This is a genomic window from Maricaulis maris MCS10 (assembly GCF_000014745.1).
Lineage (GTDB): Bacteria > Pseudomonadota > Alphaproteobacteria > Caulobacterales > Maricaulaceae > Maricaulis > Maricaulis maris_A.
This window is the reverse complement of record NC_008347.1, coordinates 1,463,493-1,481,845: the sequence shown is the minus strand read 5'-3', so window position 1 is coordinate 1,481,845 and position 18,353 is coordinate 1,463,493. Positions and strand designations below refer to the sequence as shown.

Genomic DNA, 18,353 nt, shown 5'->3' with positions numbered 1-18,353 from the left:
TCAGGCCGGCGAACGAGCGCCGGAGCGGTTATTGCGGCGGCGGGGACGTTTGGATCCGCCGCCCTGACCACCGCCTTGGCCACCACCCTGGCCGCCACCGCGGCTGCCGCCATTACCCTGTCCCTGCGGCCGGGCGCGACCGGCCGTGAAGGGCTTCTTGCGGGCCGGGCGCTGTTGCTTCTTCTGCGACGCGGCCGGCGTGGCATTCTTGGCCTCGGCGAGGAATTTCGCTTCGTCACCGACGAAGACCCGATCGATATCGAGCCCGGTCAGGCGCTCGATATCGCGCAGATATTCATACTCCCCCGGCTCACACATCGAGACCGCGACGCCGGACTTGCCGGCCCGTGCCGTCCGACCAATTCGGTGGACATAGGATTCCGGCAAGTTGGGCAGGTCGTGATTGACGACGTGGGAAACATTGTCGACATCGATACCGCGCGCCGCGATGTCAGTCGCGACGAGGATCTTGACCGCACCGGTCTTGAAACCGTCCAGCGCCTTGATCCGCTGGGCCTGCGACTTGTTGCCATGAATGGCAGCAGACTTGAGACCATAATCGACCAGGTGCCGGTTGATCTTGTCGGCGCCATGCTTGGTCCGCGAAAAGACGATGGCACGCTCGACGGCGCGATCCGACATCAGCTCCAGCAGGAGGTCCTTCTTGGACTCCTTGGGCAGGAGCACCACTGATTGCTCGATACGCTCGATCGGACGTGAGGCCGGCGCGACCGAGACTTCCTTGGGGTCGTCCAGCATTTCCTGCGCCAGGGCGCGGATCGGCTTGGGCATGGTCGCCGACAGCAGGGCCGTCTGGCGCTTGTTCGGCAGGAAGCTGACAATCTTGCGGATAGCCGGGAAGAAGCCGAGATCCAGCATCTGGTCGGCTTCGTCCAGGATCAGGATTTTCGTCTCGCTCAGCTTGACGGCGCCGGACTGCATCAGGTCGAGCAGGCGTCCCGGAGTGGCGACCAGGACGTCGACGCCCTTCGACAGGGCACGGATTTGCGGCCCGGGCTTCACGCCGCCCACGACCAGGGTCGAGGATACCCGCATATGACGGCTATAGCCGCGAACATTCTCGAGAATCTGGGCTGACAGCTCGCGGGTTGGCGACAGGATCAGCGCCCGGCAGGTTTTCGGATGGGTGGGCCGGTTCTCCTCGATCAGGCGATTGAGGATCGGCAGCACGAAGGATGCGGTCTTTCCGGTGCCGGTTTGCGCAATGCCGACTATGTCACGGCCTTCAATCATCGCCGGGATGACTTCGCGCTGGATCGGGGTCGGGGTCTCATAACCCTCATCGTTCAAAGCGCGCAGAATGGGCTCGGCCAGGCCGAGATCAGAAAACTGGGTCAAAAATCAAAATCTTTCTCATGGACCGGGCGCAGACAGCCGCGCGGCGCGATCCTCGGGGTTCTTGTTGCGGAAGCTTGCGTAGATCAGCTGCCAGTGACTGGCGCCGGACCTGGCGCCTGGGTGGCAATGATCAATACGGGCCGTCAAACGGCTGACTGTCTCGCCAACGACCACCGTTCGCAGCTACTCGCTGCCTACACACGGCGGATCGTGAGCTGCGTGTCCCATGTTTCGCCGCCATTGGCAAATTGTTTCGCGCTTGCAGCAAAAAGCCGGAATTGACACAGCTCCGGCATCGGGGGACGGTAAACACTGTTCACCCCGCCGATTGGGGTCCACAGCATGGAGCACGACATGGCCCGGACCGCCACACCCGACGATCTGGAAATCACGCCCCGGAACCGCAAGTTCACCGACGATCCGCACCGGCCACGATGGTGGCTTGGCGGCGATCCCTATGCGAGTGCCTGGCACAATGCCCTGTCGATCACTTTCCCGGCTGGCGAGACCTTCTTCATCGAAAGCGTCAGGCGCTTCCAAAAGGACGTCCCGCCCGCCCTCGCCGCACAGATAAAGGATTTCGTCCGCCAGGAAGCCTTCCACACCCGCGAACACAACAGCTTCAACCAACGCGTCATCGAGGCCGGTTATGATGTCAGCACCGCCCTGAAACGGGTCGAGGACAGCCTCGCCGAGGCGCGGGAGGGCCATCCTGTTGCCCAGCTGAGCATCACGGTCTCTCTGGAACATTTCACCGCGATTTTCGCCCATCTCGCCCTGAAGGATCTGAAGCTATACGCGGGCACGGATCGCGAATCGCAACGCATGTGGCTGTGGCACGCGATCGAGGAGATCGAGCACAAGAGTGTTGCCTACGACACCTATGCCCATGTCATGCGGGATGTGTCGCCGCTCAAGCGCTGGGGCATCCGCTGTGCCGTGTTTGCCCGGGTCTCGAAGGATTTCATGCTCAAGCGCTGGACCGACGCCCTCAACCTGCTCGCACAGGACGGAATCACCGGTTTGAGGGCCCGCCTGGGCCTCGCCGGCTATCTCTGGGGTCGCCCCGGTGTCGTACGACGGGTGGCCCTGCCCTGGCTGGCCTATTTCCAACCCGGCTTTCACCCCTGGCAGGTTGATGACCGCAATCTGATCGCCGACGTCGAGTCGCTCTACGATCTGGCCGAGCCGGTCGCCGCCGAATAGACCGGTTCCAAGGACAGTCCAAACGCAAACGGCCGCCCCGAAGGGCGGCCGTTTTGGCGTCTGGCCATCTCTTCCAACGTGAAAGAAATGGCGCGAGTGACGGGACTCGAACCCGCGACCTCCGGCGTGACAGGCCGGCGCTCTAACCAACTGAGCTACACCCGCATAAGGCGTCTCGCCGCAGCGAGGTGCGTTGTTTATGGGCAGAGCGCGGCCCGGTCAAGCGGGTTTCAGCACGCTTTGCAGGCCGAACGCAGATCGATTGCAGTCAGCCCGGCTGCAGCACAAATTGCGGCGCCGCGCCGCGCTCTTCCGTTTGATGTTGCGTGTGAAACGCTTCCCACATCACGCCATCAGGGTCAGACGTCCAGCTCTTCTCCGATTTGTGGTAGCAGCAAGTCGTCACGCCTTCCGGCAGATAGGGGGCTTCTGCAGATTTCATCCGCGCGAACACCTCATGCAATTCTCCCGGGGTTTCGGACTGCAGTCCGGCATGGCTGAACCCGGGCTCGCCCTCTCCCGCCTCGAGCACGAAATTCATGCGCGGGTCGTCGAGCAACCATTTCGCATACTGATCCCGGACAAGCGTGGGCTGGCATCCGAAGAGCTGGGTATAAAACTGAATGGACGCGTCAAGGTCGCGCACATTGAAGCTGACATGGAGACGTTTCATGAACCGGTTTCCTTGGCTTTCCCGGCGACAGCACTTGCTGGCGCCCCTTTGCAACAATCGTCGAGAAGGAATCCGGCGAGAGCCTGCAGAGCAGAAATACACGGCGTGTAGATCAGCGAGCGTCCGCGCCTCTGGTGCCGGACCAGGCCGGCACGCGACAATTCCTTCAGGTGGAAAGACAAGGTCGGCGCCGGCAAACCCAACGCCTTGGCCATTGCACCGGGGGTCAATCCGCCCTCGCCTTCACACGGCGATGCCGCCGTGACGAGCAGACGGAAAACATCCAGGCGGGCTTCATGGGCGAGTGCGGCGAGCGCGGTGATGGCAGCTGTCTTTTCCATTATTCCAATATAATGAAATAATCAGCGATCGCAAGTCCCGCTCTCAAAATTTTCGCCCTAGGAGAAATGCCGCCGCGCCCACCCTTCAGTGACCCGCAAAGTGGTATCGATCAGAACGGTCAGATCCTCAGCACTGATCACATAGGGCGGCATGAGATAGATGATGTTGTTGAATGGGCGCACCCACACCCCGGCATCAACGAAACAGGCCTTCAGCACATCCAGTTCGGGCAGGCTGGCCATCTCGATCACCCCGATCGCGCCCTGCCAGCGCACATCCACAACGCCGGGAAAGTCCCGCGCTGTCGGCAAGAGGGCGGCAAACATCGCCTCGATGGCATGGACCTGCGCCAGGCGCGGTTCGTGCTCGAACAGGTCCAACGAGGCATTGGCCGCCGCGCAGGCAGCCGGATTGCCCATATAGGTCGGGCCGTGCATCAGCGCCTTGCCGGGATCTTCATCCCAGAACAATTCGAACAGACGGGTGGAAACCAGCGTTGCCGCCAGTGGCAGTGTGCCGCCGGTCAGCGCCTTTGAGACCGTCATGATATCGGGCGTGACCCCCGCCTTCTCGGCAGCGAACATCGTCCCCAGCCGGCCGAAACCGGTCATGATCTCGTCGAAGATCAGCGGCAGGCCGTGACGGTCACACAGATCGCGCAAGGCTTGCAGCGTAGCGGCGTCATGGAAACGCATGCCGCCAGCGCCCTGGACCAGGGGCTCGACCACCACACCGGCCAGCGTGTCGATATGGTCAGACACCAGCGCGTCGAGACTGTCGATACGGTCGGCATCGGTTGGCAGGTCCGCGATCAGCTGCCTGGCAATCGCCCCGGCAAACATCGTATGCATGCCTTCTTCGGGGTCACAGACCGACATGGTCGCCAGCGTGTCACCATGATAGCCGCCGCGAAAGGCCAGGAAGCGGGTGCGCCCACGCAAGCCCCGATTGATGAAGGACTGGACCGCGACCTTCATCGCGATCTCGACCGAGACCGAGCCCGACTCGCTGAAGAAGGCGTGGTTGAGATCACCCGGCGCGATTGCCGCCAGGCGGCGGGCCAGGCACTCGGCCGGGTCATGGGTAAGCCCGCCCAGCATCACATGCGGCACGGCATCAAGCTGGCGCTTGACCGCGTTGATGATGTGCGGATGGCGGTAGCCGTGGCAGACCGTCCACCAGGACGAGACCCCGTCGATCAACTCGCGGCCGTCGGCAAGTGTCAGACGGACACCTTCCGCACTGAGGACCGGAAGGGCGGGCGGTGTGGTTTTCATCTGGGCGTAGGGACGCCAAAGGGCATGATCAGCGGGGTCGAAATTCATCTTGTCTGCATCCCGAAACATGTGGAGGCTTTAGCAGGCCACAATTCTGTGCGACAGGCTTTGTATGACATCTGCCAGTGCTTCCCTCGAGCGGTTCGCAGCCAACAAGCTGGCCGGGCTCGACCGGCGCAATCTGCGTCGCCGGACCCGTGAAACCCGCCCGCTGGGCGGTGCCCTTGTCGAACGCGACGGTCGCCAGCTCGTCAACGCCTGTTCCAATGACTATCTCGGCCTCAGCCAGCACCCCGCCGTGATTGAAGCGGCAGCCGCGGCAGCCCGGCAATTCGGTGCCGGTTCCGGTGCCTCCCGTCTGGTGACCGGTGGTCATCCGCTATTGTTTGAACTGGAAGCCCGCCTGGCAGCCTTCAAGGGGACAGAGGACTGTCTGGTGTTCGGATCGGGCTATCTGGCCAATCTGGCGATAACACCCGCCCTGGTCGGCAGTGGCGACATCATCTTCGTCGATACGCTCGCCCATGCCTGCCTGCACGCCGGGGCCCGGCTATCCGGCGCCCGTGTCGAAGTCTTTCCGCACAATGACATGGCGGCTCTCGAGGCGATGCTGAAGACGCTGAGGCCCGTCCATCGTCACGCCATGATCCTGACCGACGGCGTTTTCTCCATGGATGGCGATCTCGCACCCTTGCCCGACATGATGGCGCTGGCTCAAACACACGACGCTTGGACCCTGATTGATGATGCGCACGGTATCGGGGTGATCGGTGGCGGCCACGGCAGCACCCACGCTTTTCAGCCATCGGTGGTTCCGCCCTTGCAGATGGGGACGCTGTCGAAGGCCCTGGGAAGCTATGGGGGCTATGTGTGCGCGTCCCGTGATGTCTGCGATCTGCTACGCACCCGCGCCCGGCCGCTCGTCTTCACCACCGCCCTGCCGCCCGCCAGTATCGGAGCCGCGCTGGCGGCGCTTGACCTGATCGAACAGGACTCCGCTTTACGCGAGCGACCGATGGACCTGGCCCGCCGCTTCTGCCGGACGCTCGGCCTGGCTGAGCCCAACTCACCGATCGTACCGATCATCATCGGCGACGAATCGGCTGCCCTCTCAGCCTCGGCCGAGCTGGAGGACGCCGGCTTCCTGGTCACCGCGATTCGCCCCCCCACTGTGCCCCGCCGCACGGCCCGACTGCGTATCACTTTCAATGCCGCGCACAGCGAGGCCGATATCGACCGCCTTGCCACCACCTTGAAATCGATCCTGCAAACCGCCGAGGCTGCCGAGTAATGAGACCCCTGTTTTTCACCGGCACCGGAACGGATATCGGCAAGACCCATGTATTGTGCGAGATCATCCGCGCCTGGCGGGCCAGCGGCCGGTCGATGCGGGTGCTCAAGCCGGTCATTTCCGGCTTTGATCCGTCAGCGTTGAACGAAACCGATACAATCCGCCTTATGCGGGCCAATGAGGACGCCCTGACCGGGGAAGGCGTACAGGCCGTGTCGCCCTGGCGCTTCCGGGCGCCGCTCTCACCCGACCTGGCGGCGCGCAAGGAACGGCGCGAGCTGGCGCTCGACAAGATCGTCAGCTGGTGTCTGGACCATATCAGTCGCGACATGCCGACCGTGATCGAGGGCGCCGGTGGTGTGATGTCACCGATCGCCTCTGACGGACTCAATCTCGACCTGATCCGGGAACTCGATGCCCATCCGGTCCTGGTCGCCGGCAGCTATCTGGGGACGATTTCGCACACCTTGACGGCACTGCGTGTGCTCGATGGGCGCTGCAGCGTGATCCTGAATGACCACCCCGAAAGCGACACGCCGATCGCCGAGACCGCCCGTACAATCAGCCGTTTCGCACCGCGCGCTGATATCCGTGTCTTCGACCCGGCCGCACCCGAAGCGCTGCTCGACCTGTTCGAACGCGCAGCAGAAACCCTGCTCGACTAGAAACATGGTTGCCCGCGGGTCCGCGCCTTTGCGGCGCAGGCCTCACGGCTTGGGTATGGTGGGCGGTGAGGGGCTCGAACCCCCGACCCTCTCGGTGTAAACGAGATGCTCTCCCAGCTGAGCTAACCGCCCGGATACCGGTGCCCGTCGGATGGGCAGGAGGCGCTTGTAATGCGTTCGACCCCGATGGCGCAAGCCCGGCTCAGCGTCGCTGTGCAGCGTCGCGAATATAAGCACCCACCACCATCTCGATCTGGTTCATCGCGGTGGCGACCGGATCGTCATAACTGGCATTGGGCAGCACGATGCCGATAATGCCGTGGACAGCCGCCCAGAGCGCCCGCGCGGATGTCTCCCGCAAGGCGGCATCCTCAAGTCCGGGCGCCGCCTCGAGAACGTCGATCACCAGCCTGAAAAGCTGGTCCTCGTAATCCGTATAGTATTGTGGCGCAGAACCGCCCTGGCGTCGATTGAACGCCAACAAGGCCCGCCAACGCGCATTCTCGGCGGTTACAAAATCCACATAGGCTCTTGCCAACACCATGACCCGGCCGTGCACCTCGGACGGATCGAGGGCGGCCCGCTCCAGCGCCTGACGGTGATGCTCGGCGAAATCGCGATAGGTGATCATGTTGAGTTCGCGAATCAAATCATCGATATCGCCGAACAGCTTGTAGATCGACCCGACGCTGAGACCGGCCCGTTCCGCGATGGTCCGGGCCTTCATGCCGTTCAAGCCCTGCTCCGCCAGCAAGGCTCCGGCGGCGGCGAGCGCCTGCTCGCGGGTTTCCGGAGCCAGGGCCGGACGGCCTCGTGGCCGAAGTTTGTCCTGAACATCTGTCATAACCCATCTGATACTCCGGCGAGGCCCGCCGAACAATGTTCATTATTCGCCTTGCGTGAATGGGATTCCCGCCTAGCCTAATTAAATGAACATTGTTCACAAAGGAGAATGACATGTTCACGACACTGGTTGCATTGTTCAGGGCCCGGTCTGAATCCAGCCGGCAAAAGTTGGAAACCGAGAACGCCGCCCTGCTCATCGAACAGAAGATACGGGAGGCCGAACAGGGCCACGATACCGCCAAGCGCTCCCTGGCCGGCCTCATCCTTCGCGAGCGCCAGGAGGACACCGCGCTGAAGGCTCTCGCTGCGAGACGCCAGGACATGGAAAACCGCACGCGTGATGCCCTCAAGGCCGGGATGGAGGAGCTGGCCGGTGATGGCGCCAATGCCCTCGCCGATCTGGACAATGAACACGCGGCCCGCGCTGATGCCCTCGCTCGGACACGGGCCGGCGCACGACGATTGCGCCTGCTGCTGGAAAAGACCGAGCGCCGGCTGACCGATCTCAGACAGGGCCTCATAACGGCCCGGGCGCTGGAGGATGAACGCCGCGGCGGGACGGCCCTCCAGGGCAGCCTTGGCGGCCTCGGCGCCCTCATGGAGGGCGAGGCCGTGCTCAAACGGGCACTCGCCGCCCCGAACACTGGCGATTTCGCCGATATCCTCGACGACATCAATGCGGACCTGTCCGGCGATGACCTGGTCGACCGCATGGCCGTTCAGGGGTTCGGCGCCGCAGTAAAGGCACGCGGGGATGACATCCTCAAGCGGATCAGGGCCGGAACCGACACCGAACAACCAGCCGCGCATCCGGCCTAGGGAGGACAGGACATGCTGGGACAATCAAAACTCTGGATCAGTTTCAACTATGCCTGTGTTGCCGTGGCCTACGCCATGCTGGGCCTGTCACTGATGCTGATGCCGGTCGACCTGTCGACCAAAGGCTATGTCGGAATGGGGATCCTGTTCCTGACAGGTTCACTCATCACGCTGGTCAAGACGCTGCAGGAGCAGCGCATCAACGACCAGTTCTCGTCCAAGCTGGAACGCGCCAAACACGAGAAGATACTGGAGGACTATGTCACCAAGGCCTGACCGGCAAACGGCGCCCGTCCCGCGCGGGCGCCGTCAGCTGACAGGGACGGGCGAGACGGTCATTCGGCGACCGACACCTTGTCGATGGCGTCCATTGCATAACAGCCGAGCAGTTTGATCTCGCGGGTATGCTCCTCAAGCACCGACATGGACTCGCGGATCTTGCTGTCCTCCAGATGCCCTTCGACATCCATGATGAACATTTCTTCCCAGGGATTGCCGGCAATCGGCCGCGATTCCAGCTTCACCAGATTGATCCCGTTATCACGGAAACCGATCAACGCATTGACCAGCGATCCCGGCGTGTCGCGTGTGGTGAACATCATCGACGTCTTGCACTCGACCTCGCGCGTCGGGAGTTTGGACTTGCGTCCGATGACGATGAACCGCGTGATATTCTGCTCGTGGTCACCGACATTGCGCTCCAGAATATCCATGCCGAACAGGCGGGCCGCATCCTCGCCGGCGACGGCCACCGCCGTATCATCGTCCTCCAACAGCCGCTCCAGCGCGCGCGTGGTCGAGGCCGCCATGTGGGTTTCAAGCTCCGGATGCGAGCTGATATAGCGCCGGCACTGGGCCAGCGCCTGAGGATGGCCGAACACACGGCGCACGCGCCCCTGCCCGCTCGCCCGACCGACCAGGCAATGATCGACCCGCAGCAGGAACTCACCAATGATCTGCGTGTGGGAATTGATCAAGATGTCGTAGACCTCGTTGATCGACCCGGTCGTGGTGTTCTCGATCGGGATCACGCCATAATCGACTTCGGCATTCTCGACCGCACGGAAAATCGAGACAAAGTCCCGTTTCGGCGATGGCACCACCGTCGCATTGCGACGCTGGAAGACCTTTTGCGCGGCAATGTGGCTGTAGCTGCCGGGACCGCCCAGATAGGCGACCGTGGCCTCATTGAGCTCGTCATTGCGCATGGAGTCGAATTGCTGGCGCTGACGGCGGACCGACGCCTCGAACAGCGCATGAAACAGCGTCTCGACCAGTTCAGCCGGAACGCCTTTCTCGCTGCCCTGCTGGACGGCGGCCCGGAGCACGTCGCGCTCGCGCTCCCGGTCCCTGACCGGACTGCCGGTCCGCGCCTTGGCCTTGAGGATTTCTTCCACCAGTCCGGAGCGACGGGCGATGGCATCGATCAATTCCTTATCGATATCGCTGATAGCCGAGCGGATTTCATCCCGCGTCATGTCCGTTGCCATGTGTGTAATCCCTTCAGACAAAAGAAAAGGGCCTCCCCGTGGGGGAGGCCCTGGTTTCGTTGCGCTGTCGCACAATCTAGCCGGCCACCGCCCCCACCCGGGTTGCGTTGTCAAAATAGGCCGCAAAAAAGTACGTCGCATTGCTCATGAAACGGAGATTGGCCGCCCCCGACTGCACGGTCAATCCACTTTCTGCGCTTCGGGGCCGGATTTGCGCACAAAAATGGCCGGAGACGACGCCTCCGGCCAATATTGTTTCAAATGAAACCAGTTTCAGATGCTAGTGCGCAATCGCCTGTCCGGCTCCGCCATCACCACCCGGCTGTGAGGCAATCGCTGCCAGAGCCGCCTCGTCAGCCTCGGTCCATTCGACCGGCTCGACCGGTTCAACCAGCGCCCGCATCAGGACTTCATCAGCGGTCTCGACCGGAATGATCTCCATGCCCTCTTTGACATTGTCCGGGATCTCGGCGAGGTCCTTTTCATTGTCCTTGGGAATGAGCACGGTCTTCACACCGCCACGAAGGGCCGCCAGCAGCTTCTCCTTCAGCCCGCCGATCGGCAGGACACGACCGCGCAGGGTGATCTCGCCGGTCATGGCGATATCCTTGCGGACCGGTATGCCGGTCAGGACCGAGACGATCGCAGTCATCATGCCAACGCCGGCGGACGGTCCATCCTTGGGAGTCGCGCCTTCCGGCATGTGGACGTGAATGTCTGCGGCCCGGAAAATGGTCGGCTTGATACCCAGTGACGGGGCCCGCGACTGGACAAAGGAATTGGCCGCCGAGATCGACTCCTTCATCACGTCGCGCAGATTGCCGGTTACCATCATCTTGCCACGGCCCGGCATGCGGACGGCTTCAATGGTGAGCAGGTCGCCGCCGACTTCAGTCCAGGCCAGACCGGTAACAATGCCGACCTGGTCATGGTCCTCGGTCTCACCGAACCGGAATTTCCGGACGCCGGCAAACTCACCAAGATTATCGCCTGAAACCGTGATCGAGCTGGCCTTGCCGCGTTCGATCTGAACGACGGATTTGCGGGCCAGATTGGCGATCTCACGCTCGAGGCTACGGACACCGGCTTCGCGGGTGTAATAGCGGATCAGATCGCGCAGGCCGTCTTCTGTCAGAGACCATTCGCTCTCCTTGAGCGCATGGTTCTTCATCTGCTTGGGAATCAGGTGGCGCCGGGCGATCTCGACCTTCTCATCCTCGGTGTAGCCAGCGATACGGATGATCTCCATCCGGTCCAGCAGGGGCTGCGGCAGGTTGAGCGTGTTGGCCGTGGTCACGAACATGATGTCTGACAGGTCGTAATCGACCTCCAGATAATGATCGTTGAAATTGGCGTTCTGTTCCGGATCGAGCACTTCAAGCAGGGCCGAAGCGGGATCGCCGCGATAATCGGCACCCAGCTTGTCGATCTCGTCGAGCAGGAAGAGCGGATTGGACGAATTCACCTTCTTCATCGACTGGATGATCCGGCCCGGCATGGAGCCGATATAAGTGCGGCGATGGCCCCGGATTTCGGCCTCGTCACGCACCCCGCCCAGGGACATGCGTACGAAATCGCGTCCCGTGGCCTTGGCGATCGAGCGGCCAAGCGAGGTCTTGCCGACGCCCGGCGGGCCAACGAGGCACAGGATCGGTCCCTTCAGCTTTTTCGTCCGCGCCTGGACGGCGAGGTGCTCGAGGATACGCTCCTTGACCTTGTCGAGGCCATAATGATCCGTCTCGAGCACGCCTTCAGCGCGCTCCAGATCGTTCTTCAGGCGTTTGCGCTTGCCCCACGGGACCGACAGGATCCAGTCGAGATAATTGCGAACAACGGTGGCCTCCGCCGACATCGGGCTCATATTGCGGAGCTTCTTGAACTCGGCATCGGCCTTGGTGCGGGCTTCCTTGGAAAGCTTGGCCTCGGCCAGCTTTTCTTCCAGCTCGGCCAGCTCCTCGCGGCTGTCATCGCCCTCACCCAGCTCGCGCTGGATCGCCTTCATCTGCTCGTTGAGATAATATTCGCGCTGGGTCTTTTCCATCTGGCGCTTGACGCGCGAACGGATTTTCTTCTCGACCTGAAGAACGCCGATCTCGCCTTCCATCATGCCAAGGATGCGCTCGAGCCGGCGATTGACGTCCGGCTCTTCCAGCAGTGACTGTTTTTCCTCGATCTTGACGGCGAGGTGGGCGGCAATGCTGTCCGACAGCTTGCCCGGTTCGCGGATCTGCGACAAAGACGCCAGCGCTTCCGGCGGAACCTTCTTGTTCAGCTTCACGTAGTCATCGAACTTGGCCGAGACGGTCCGCATCAGCGCTTCCAGCTCCGAAACGTCACCGGGATCCTCATCAAGGACGTCGCACACGGCTTCGTAATAGTCGCTGCGCTCGGTGAAGGCGCTGATCTCGACGCGAACACCACCCTCGACCAGGACTTTGACCGTACCGTCAGGCAGTTTGAGCAATTGCAGGACAGATGCGATCACACCGGTCTTGTGGATGGCGTCGGCACCGGGCTCGTCGTCGGACGCAGTACGCTGGGTGGCCAGCAGGATCTGCTTGTCAGCCTTCATCACCTCTTCCAGAGCCTTGACCGATTTGTCGCGGCCCACGAAGAGCGGCACGATCATGTGCGGAAAGACGACGATGTCGCGCAGGGGAAGAAGGGGAAGGGTCTTCGTCGTGGACATGTTTTCTCCAAGCGCGCTCACTCGGGGGAGCGCGGGCAGACCTGTTACAGCGTTGGCCTACAATTCGTGACTGAACGGCTCACCGGACCGTCACGTCGAACGTGAGGCCCGGAGATCCGGCTTGCTACAGGAGGTGGCGATGCGACCTCGAAAGGTCAAGCGCCCTCCCGCTTGTCGTCCTTGCGCTCTGCATAGATGGACAGCGGTTTGGCATTGCCATCAACCACTTCGCCATTGACGACGATCTCTTCCACGCCTTCCAGACTTGGCAGATCGAACATGGTTTCGAGCAGAATGCCCTCCATGATCGAGCGCAGGCCGCGGGCACCGGTCTTGCGGGCAATGGCGCGATTGGCGATCGCCTTGAGCGCATCTTCGGTGAAGGTCAGGCCGACGCCTTCCATCTCGAACAGTCGCTGATACTGCTTGACCAGAGCGTTTTTCGGCTCGGTCAGAATCTGGACCAGGGCGCCGATATCAAGGTCTTCAAGGGTCGCAATGACCGGCAGACGACCCACGAATTCCGGGATCAGGCCGAAGCGCAGCAGATCGTCCGGCTCGACTTCGCGCAGGATCTCACCGGTGCGACGGGCATCCGGCTCACGCACATCGGCGCCAAACCCGATCGAGGACCCCTGGCCGCGCTGGGAAATGACCTTGTCGAGACCGGCAAAGGCACCGCCGACGACAAACAGGATATTGGTCGTGTCCACCTGCAGGAATTCCTGCTGCGGATGTTTGCGACCACCCTGAGGCGGCACAGAGGCAACCGTGCCTTCCATGATCTTCAAAAGCGCCTGCTGGACACCCTCGCCCGACACGTCGCGGGTGATGGAGGGATTGTCCGACTTGCGCGAAATCTTGTCGATTTCATCGATATAGACAATGCCGCGCTGGGCCCGCTCGACATTGTAATCGGCGGCCTGGAGCAACTTCAGAACGATGTTCTCGACATCCTCGCCGACATAACCGGCTTCGGTCAGCGTCGTGGCATCCGCCATCGTGAACGGCACATCGAGGATGCGGGCCAGCGTCTGCGCAAGCAGCGTCTTGCCGCAACCGGTCGGTCCGATCAGCAGGATGTTGGACTTGGCGAGCTCCACGTCGGAATTCTGCGATGCATGGTTGAGCCGCTTGTAGTGATTGTGGACCGCCACGGCGAGCACGCGCTTGGCATGCGCCTGGCCGATCACATAATCATTGAGGACGTTGAAAATCTCCTGCGGAGACGGAACGCCTTCCTTGGATTTGACCAGCGAGGATTTGTTTTCCTCGCGGATGATATCCATGCAGAGCTCGACGCATTCATCACAGATGAACACCGTGGGGCCGGCGATCAGTTTGCGAACCTCATGCTGGCTCTTTCCGCAAAAAGAGCAGTAGAGGGTGTTCTTCGACTCGCTGTCTCCGCCCGTCGTCTTACTCATGACCGCTCCATTTCAACCCGCAAGCATCGTTATGATACCTGCTTTCGCTTTCAGCCTCGTGCAAAATCAAGGCCGAACTTTAGCGAAAGGTTTCTGCCGCTGCGTATTCGATCACATGGATGCAGTTGCGATCAAGCACCAAGCCTGCATCCAGAATCATCGCTAGCTGTCAGAACCTTCCTTCTCGTCCTCGGCGCGACGCTCGATAACCTTGTCGACCAGGCCGAATTCCAAGCCTTCCTGCGCCGACATGAAGTTATCGCGGTCGAGTGCGCTTTCAATCTCGTCATAGGTGCGACCGGTGTGGTGCACATAGATTTCATTCAGGCGCCGCTTGATTTTCTGGATATCGGCCGCATGACGCTCAATGTCCGATGCCTGACCGCGGAAGCCACCCGAAGGCTGGTGCACCATGATGCGCGCGTTCGGCGCCGCAAAGCGCATGTCCTTTTCACCGGCCGTCAGCAGGAGCGAGCCCATCGAGGCGGCCATGCCCAGGCACATCGTCGACACCGGCGAGCGGATATACTGCATCGTATCGTAGATACCGAGGCCGGCGGAGACCACGCCACCCGGCGAGTTGATATACATCGAGATCTCTTTTTTCGGGTTCTCGGACTCGAGGAAGAGAAGCTGGGCGATGATCAGGCTCGCCATGTGGTCCTCGATCGGACCAGTGATGAAAATGATGCGCTCCTTCAGGAGCCGCGAATAAATGTCGAATGAGCGCTCGCCGCGGCTCGTCTGCTCGACGACGATCGGAACCAGATTCATCATTACGTCCTGGGGATCATGCATATCGCGCTCCTTGGGGTGACGGCACCAGGATCGGGCCGATTCTCATCAGACGGGACAGGGAACTATCGCGGGCGTCGAAGTTTCAGGCAAGGCGCGCGCTGCAGCGATCTCTGCCAATTCGTCCTGAAATGAAAAGCGCCGGCGCTTCTGGGAAGCACCGGCGCTGTATCAAAGCGAAACGCGACTGTGTCTACGCGTCTTTCTTGGCAGCAGCCTTCTTGGCCGGAGCCTTCTTCTTCGCCGCCGGCTTTTTGGCAGGTGCCTCATCCTTGGCGGCGGCTTTCTTGGCCGGAGCCTTCTTGGCCGGAGCCTTTTTCGCGGCCGGCTTGTCGTCGGACTTGGCAGCCGCCTTCTTGGCCGGTGCCTTTTTCTTTGCAACGGCCTTTTTTGCCGGCTTGGCGGGCGCTTCGTCCTCGTCAGCGTACAGCGCTTCCTTGGACACGGTGGTCTCGGTCACGTCAGCCAGCTCGAGGATGTAATCAACGACCTTCTCTTCGTAGATCGGCGCACGCATCTGGGCGACGGCGTTCGGGTTCTTCTGGTAGAATTCGACGACCTGACGCTCCTGGCCCGGATACTTCACCGCTTCCTGGTTGATGGCGCGGGACAGTTCTTCCTGGGTCACGTCGATATTGTTGCGGCGGCCGATCTCGGCCAGCACCAGACCAAGGCGCACACGGCGTTCGGCGATCTCGCGGTATTCCGACTTGAGCTCGTCTTCCGACTTGTTCTTGTCTTCGTCCTCGAGTTGGTCCTGCTCGATGGCGTGAGCCACTTCGCGCCAGATATTGTCGAACTCGGCGCCGACCATTTTCGGCGGCAGATCGAACTTGTGTTCCGCGTCCAGCTTGTCGAGCAGGTCACGCTTGACCTTCATGCGCGACTGCTGACCGTGCTCACCGGCGAAACGCTTCTTCAGCGCATCTTTCAGCCCGTCGAGGTTTTCGAGGCCGAGGCGCTTGGCCAGCTCGTCATCGACTTTTGCCTCCTGGGGAGACTCCAGTCCTTTGACAGTCACGTCGAACACGGCGGCCTTACCGGCCAGCTGAGCGGCCTGGTAATCTTCCGGGAAGGTGACGTTCAGCTCGCGCTCTTCGCCAACCTTGGCGCCAAGCAGCTGCTCTTCAAAGCCCGGAATGAAGGCGCCGTCACCGATCGCGACGCGCGCATCCTCGGCGGACCCACCTTCAAAGACTTCGCCGTCCAGCTTGCCAACAAAGTCGATCACGACGACGTCGCCGTCTTCAGCCTTGGCATTCTTGCCGCCCTTCTTGGCGGCAAATTCACGGCTCTCATTGGCCAGACGCTCGAGCGCCTCATCGACTTCCGCATCCTCGACTTCGGCAACCGGGCGCGTGACCGACAGCTTGGCCGGATCGGCCGGCTCGAAATCAGGCATGATTTCAAGGGCGATCTCGAACACGAAGTCGGCCTTGCCGGCGAGCACATCCTTGGCTTCGCTGGTCACCGAGATGTCAGGCTGGGACGCCGGACGCAGCTTCTTCTCGTCGAGCGTCTTCTGGGTGGTGTCCGGAACCAGCTCATTGAGCAGATCGCCCATGATGCTTTCGCCGAACATCTTGCGGATGTGGCTGGTCGGCACCTTGCCCGGGCGGAAGCCCTTCAGGCGGACTTCTGGGCGGATCTCTTCGATCTTCGCCGCCAGGCGAGCTTGCAGGTCGTCAGCAGGGATGACGATCTCATAGGTGCGGCTCAAGCCTTCGGAAGCTTTCTCGATGACGTTCATGGGTTAGCCTTAGATTTTCAAACAGACGGGCGGTCGAAACCGCGTGCAAAATCGAGCGCGCGTTATGTCACGCGGATTCGGCGTGTGCAACGCTGTGGAGCGGTTGGCCCGCATCACATCACACAGTTCGCTGCGTGCCGACCTGAAATCGACGTCCCGCTCTCAGTCAACAGATGACTTGCCACTCCAGAGAGTTGGCCAAGAAGATGGTGCGGATGGAGGGACTCGAACCCCCACGCCTCTCGGCACCAGAACCTAAATCTGGCGCGTCTACCAGTTCCGCCACATCCGCAGGTCGGGCGGGCGTTATGGCTTGGGTTTCGTGGCTGTGCAAGCGTCCCTTGTGCATGACCGGACGCGGGTGACCGGCGGATGCAGCGTGGTCAATCCTGCCTTAAGCATTGGGCGCCACCATGATCGGGACGCCAGCTGCCAGGACGCCCACGGATAGAGCATTCATGACTGCCGACCTCAAAACCTTCATCCGCCGGGCCCTGACACGCGGAGAGCGCATTGATGCCGGCCAGTTCCGCCTGCTCAATCTGGACGCCGTGCGCGAGCAGGCCGGTGACAATTGGCCGTCGGCGAAAAAGAAGATCATGACGGCCGGACAGCAATTCCTGTCCAAACGCCTACACGAGGATGACGCTGTGATCCCCTGCGAGGAGGGATTCCTCGTCCTGTTCGCAAGCCCGCCCGACGAACCGGCCGCCTTCCTGGCCGAGCTTGGCGAGGCGTTGATGACCTTTTTCCTCGGCAGTCCCGAAACCCAGTCAATGGCCGTGGAATCCCAGGCGTCGCGGGTTGATGCCAGCGAGATTTCGCAACTCGCCGCTACGACAGCAACAGCACCGCCAACGCCCGCAGAAAAGCCGTCACGCCCGGTCAAGTCCGAAGAAGACAGTCGCCCCCTGCCCCGCTCCCGCCCGGTTGCGGAGTGCGAGGAGGAAAGCGTGATCGCCCAGTATCGCCCGCTCTGGGACGCCCAGCGTCAATTGTTGGCGGCGAATGCCTGCCTGGCAAAGATCGTTATCGGCGGACGCGCCCTGGAGGGCCGCCGGGCCATTTCAACCCGGATGTCCGCAGCCCGTCAGTTCGACCTCGACCAGTGCGCACTCGGGGCCGCGACGGAAATGATCACGGCACTGGCCCGCAAACAGAAGCGCATGACACTGCGCACCGCCATCCATGCCTCCAGCTGGCAAGACCGGGACCAGCGCGCGGCCCTTACAGATTTCATCGAGCAGTTGCCGCAACCATTGAGGAAGTCCCTCCTCGTTCGGGTTGACGGCCTCAGCGACCAGCCGCGCGTGCAAGCTGACGCCCTGGCTGGTCTGGCGCCGCTGGGCGTTGGCCTGATGGCGGAAATCCCCTTCGGCGAATGCGAGCTGGGCCAATTTGCCGGCAAGGGCGTCAGCCTTTTTTCCTGCGCCTGCCCGCCACCGACCAATGCCAATTCCGAGGGCATGATGGACCATGACGCCCGCGCCCTGAATCTGATGGTGAAGGCAGCCGCCGAGCTGAAGGCCGCGACCTATCTGCATGACGTGCGCGACCTGCTCGTCCTCAAGGCGGCGATGGCCAGTGGCGTCCGCTTCTTTTCCGGCCAGGCTGTAGTCGCGGACCGGGCAACTCCCGCCCCGTCACAATCCCTCTCCATGGTCGACCTCTACCGCATGAACAAGGCAGCCTAGACGCGCCCTTTTGCGTCCCCGATAGTGCCG

General features: G+C 61.8%; 16 protein-coding genes and 3 tRNA genes. 6 read left to right on the top strand and 13 right to left on the bottom strand.

Annotated elements, in window-relative coordinates; all coding sequences use genetic code 11:
• A complete protein-coding gene (locus MMAR10_RS07025; RefSeq protein ID WP_011643290.1) occupies positions 1-1,359 on the bottom strand; it encodes a DEAD/DEAH box helicase in 1,359 nt (452 codons plus the stop codon).
• Between the two features lie 354 nt (positions 1,360-1,713).
• On the opposite strand from MMAR10_RS07025, the gene MMAR10_RS07020 reads away from it, so the two are divergent.
• Positions 1,714-2,565 (top strand): metal-dependent hydrolase, encoded by an 852-nt coding sequence (locus tag MMAR10_RS07020; RefSeq protein ID WP_041637398.1) that lies wholly within the window; start codon positions 1,714-1,716, stop codon positions 2,563-2,565.
• Positions 2,566-2,653: 88 nt separating this feature from the next.
• Here the strand turns inward: MMAR10_RS07020 and MMAR10_RS07015 are convergent.
• From MMAR10_RS07015 to MMAR10_RS07000, 4 genes are all read right to left on the bottom strand, one after another.
• A tRNA-Asp gene (locus MMAR10_RS07015) sits at positions 2,654-2,730 on the bottom strand.
• A gap of 103 nt (positions 2,731-2,833) precedes the next feature.
• The gene (locus MMAR10_RS07010; RefSeq protein ID WP_011643288.1) at positions 2,834-3,238 is read right to left on the bottom strand and encodes a VOC family protein; all 405 of its coding nucleotides are present in this window, start codon (positions 3,236-3,238) and stop codon (positions 2,834-2,836) included.
• Positions 3,235-3,579, bottom strand: a complete 345-nt coding sequence (locus MMAR10_RS07005; RefSeq protein ID WP_011643287.1) for an ArsR/SmtB family transcription factor — start codon at positions 3,577-3,579, stop codon at positions 3,235-3,237. Before MMAR10_RS07005 ends, MMAR10_RS07010 begins: the two co-directional genes overlap by 4 nt.
• A gap of 57 nt (positions 3,580-3,636) precedes the next feature.
• Positions 3,637-4,905 carry an adenosylmethionine--8-amino-7-oxononanoate transaminase gene (locus MMAR10_RS07000; protein WP_011643286.1) on the bottom strand — a complete coding sequence of 423 codons (1,269 nt, stop codon included), beginning with the start codon at positions 4,903-4,905 and terminating at the stop codon, positions 3,637-3,639.
• A gap of 64 nt (positions 4,906-4,969) precedes the next feature.
• Between MMAR10_RS07000 and bioF the strand changes: the two genes are divergently transcribed.
• Both bioF and bioD read left to right on the top strand, forming a co-directional pair.
• Entirely contained in the window at positions 4,970-6,148 is a 1,179-nt protein-coding gene (gene bioF / locus MMAR10_RS06995) for an 8-amino-7-oxononanoate synthase (RefSeq protein ID WP_011643285.1), read from the top strand.
• Positions 6,148-6,813 carry a dethiobiotin synthase gene (bioD, locus tag MMAR10_RS06990; protein WP_011643284.1) on the top strand — a complete coding sequence of 222 codons (666 nt, stop codon included), beginning with the start codon at positions 6,148-6,150 and terminating at the stop codon, positions 6,811-6,813. The genes bioF and bioD overlap by 1 nt, the downstream gene beginning before the upstream one ends.
• A 56-nt stretch (positions 6,814-6,869) precedes the next feature.
• Here the strand turns inward: bioD and MMAR10_RS06985 are convergent.
• Positions 6,870-6,945, bottom strand: a tRNA-Val gene (locus MMAR10_RS06985).
• 70 nt (positions 6,946-7,015) lie between these two features.
• Complete coding sequence (locus MMAR10_RS06980; RefSeq protein WP_011643283.1) at positions 7,016-7,657, bottom strand: TetR/AcrR family transcriptional regulator; 642 nt, start codon at positions 7,655-7,657, stop codon at positions 7,016-7,018.
• A 113-nt stretch (positions 7,658-7,770) separates the two neighbouring features.
• Here MMAR10_RS06980 and MMAR10_RS06975 point away from each other — a divergent pair, with 113 nt between their 5' ends.
• On the top strand, positions 7,771-8,478 hold the full coding sequence (locus MMAR10_RS06975; RefSeq protein ID WP_011643282.1) for a PspA/IM30 family protein: 708 nt from the start codon (positions 7,771-7,773) through the stop codon (positions 8,476-8,478).
• A gap of 12 nt (positions 8,479-8,490) precedes the next feature.
• Entirely contained in the window at positions 8,491-8,754 is a 264-nt protein-coding gene (locus tag MMAR10_RS06970) for a YiaA/YiaB family inner membrane protein (protein WP_011643281.1), read from the top strand.
• A 59-nt stretch (positions 8,755-8,813) separates the two neighbouring features.
• Here MMAR10_RS06970 and pheA read toward each other — a convergent pair whose 3' ends face one another.
• The 6 genes from pheA to MMAR10_RS06940 all read right to left on the bottom strand — a co-directional run bounded on the left by pheA (position 8,814) and on the right by MMAR10_RS06940 (position 16,921).
• Positions 8,814-9,968, bottom strand: a complete 1,155-nt coding sequence (pheA, locus tag MMAR10_RS06965; protein ID WP_011643280.1) for a prephenate dehydratase — start codon at positions 9,966-9,968, stop codon at positions 8,814-8,816.
• Between the two features lie 280 nt (positions 9,969-10,248).
• Positions 10,249-12,657, bottom strand: coding sequence for an endopeptidase La (lon, locus tag MMAR10_RS06960; RefSeq protein ID WP_011643279.1), 2,409 nt, complete (start codon positions 12,655-12,657; stop codon positions 10,249-10,251).
• A 155-nt stretch (positions 12,658-12,812) separates the two neighbouring features.
• Positions 12,813-14,084 (bottom strand): ATP-dependent Clp protease ATP-binding subunit ClpX, encoded by a 1,272-nt coding sequence (gene clpX, locus MMAR10_RS06955; RefSeq protein ID WP_011643278.1) that lies wholly within the window; start codon positions 14,082-14,084, stop codon positions 12,813-12,815.
• Positions 14,085-14,246: 162 nt separating this feature from the next.
• Complete coding sequence (locus MMAR10_RS06950) at positions 14,247-14,882, bottom strand: ATP-dependent Clp protease proteolytic subunit (RefSeq protein ID WP_011643277.1); 636 nt, start codon at positions 14,880-14,882, stop codon at positions 14,247-14,249.
• A 190-nt stretch (positions 14,883-15,072) separates the two neighbouring features.
• On the bottom strand, positions 15,073-16,629 hold the full coding sequence (gene tig / locus MMAR10_RS06945; RefSeq protein WP_011643276.1) for a trigger factor: 1,557 nt from the start codon (positions 16,627-16,629) through the stop codon (positions 15,073-15,075).
• 207 nt (positions 16,630-16,836) lie between these two features.
• Positions 16,837-16,921: transfer RNA gene (locus MMAR10_RS06940), tRNA-Leu, on the bottom strand.
• A 166-nt stretch (positions 16,922-17,087) separates the two neighbouring features.
• Between MMAR10_RS06940 and MMAR10_RS06935 the strand changes: the two genes are divergently transcribed.
• Entirely contained in the window at positions 17,088-18,323 is a 1,236-nt protein-coding gene (locus MMAR10_RS06935; protein WP_041636852.1) for a hypothetical protein, read from the top strand.
• The last annotated feature ends 30 nt before the right edge of the window (positions 18,324-18,353 follow it).

Bases quoted from the DNA above. Each gene is read 5' to 3' on its own strand.
- MMAR10_RS07010 (WP_011643288.1), bottom strand. From the start codon at position 3,238: ATGAAACGTCTCCATGTCAGCTTCAATGTGCGCGACCTTGACGCGTCC.
- tig (WP_011643276.1), bottom strand. From the start codon at position 16,629: ATGAACGTCATCGAGAAAGCTTCCGAAGGCTTGAGCCGCACCTATGAG.
- MMAR10_RS06950 (WP_011643277.1), bottom strand. From the start codon at position 14,882: ATGCATGATCCCCAGGACGTAATGATGAATCTGGTTCCGATCGTCGTC.
- MMAR10_RS07020 (WP_041637398.1), top strand. From the start codon at position 1,714: ATGGCCCGGACCGCCACACCCGACGATCTGGAAATCACGCCCCGGAAC.
- bioF (WP_011643285.1), top strand. From the start codon at position 4,970: ATGACATCTGCCAGTGCTTCCCTCGAGCGGTTCGCAGCCAACAAGCTG.
- MMAR10_RS06975 (WP_011643282.1), top strand. From the start codon at position 7,771: ATGTTCACGACACTGGTTGCATTGTTCAGGGCCCGGTCTGAATCCAGC.
- bioD (WP_011643284.1), top strand. From the start codon at position 6,148: ATGAGACCCCTGTTTTTCACCGGCACCGGAACGGATATCGGCAAGACC.
- pheA (WP_011643280.1), bottom strand. From the start codon at position 9,968: ATGGCAACGGACATGACGCGGGATGAAATCCGCTCGGCTATCAGCGAT.
- MMAR10_RS06935 (WP_041636852.1), top strand. From the start codon at position 17,088: ATGACTGCCGACCTCAAAACCTTCATCCGCCGGGCCCTGACACGCGGA.
- MMAR10_RS06980 (WP_011643283.1), bottom strand. From the start codon at position 7,657: ATGACAGATGTTCAGGACAAACTTCGGCCACGAGGCCGTCCGGCCCTG.
- MMAR10_RS07000 (WP_011643286.1), bottom strand. From the start codon at position 4,905: ATGAATTTCGACCCCGCTGATCATGCCCTTTGGCGTCCCTACGCCCAG.
- lon (WP_011643279.1), bottom strand. From the start codon at position 12,657: ATGTCCACGACGAAGACCCTTCCCCTTCTTCCCCTGCGCGACATCGTC.
- MMAR10_RS06970 (WP_011643281.1), top strand. From the start codon at position 8,491: ATGCTGGGACAATCAAAACTCTGGATCAGTTTCAACTATGCCTGTGTT.
- clpX (WP_011643278.1), bottom strand. From the start codon at position 14,084: ATGAGTAAGACGACGGGCGGAGACAGCGAGTCGAAGAACACCCTCTAC.
- MMAR10_RS07005 (WP_011643287.1), bottom strand. From the start codon at position 3,579: ATGGAAAAGACAGCTGCCATCACCGCGCTCGCCGCACTCGCCCATGAA.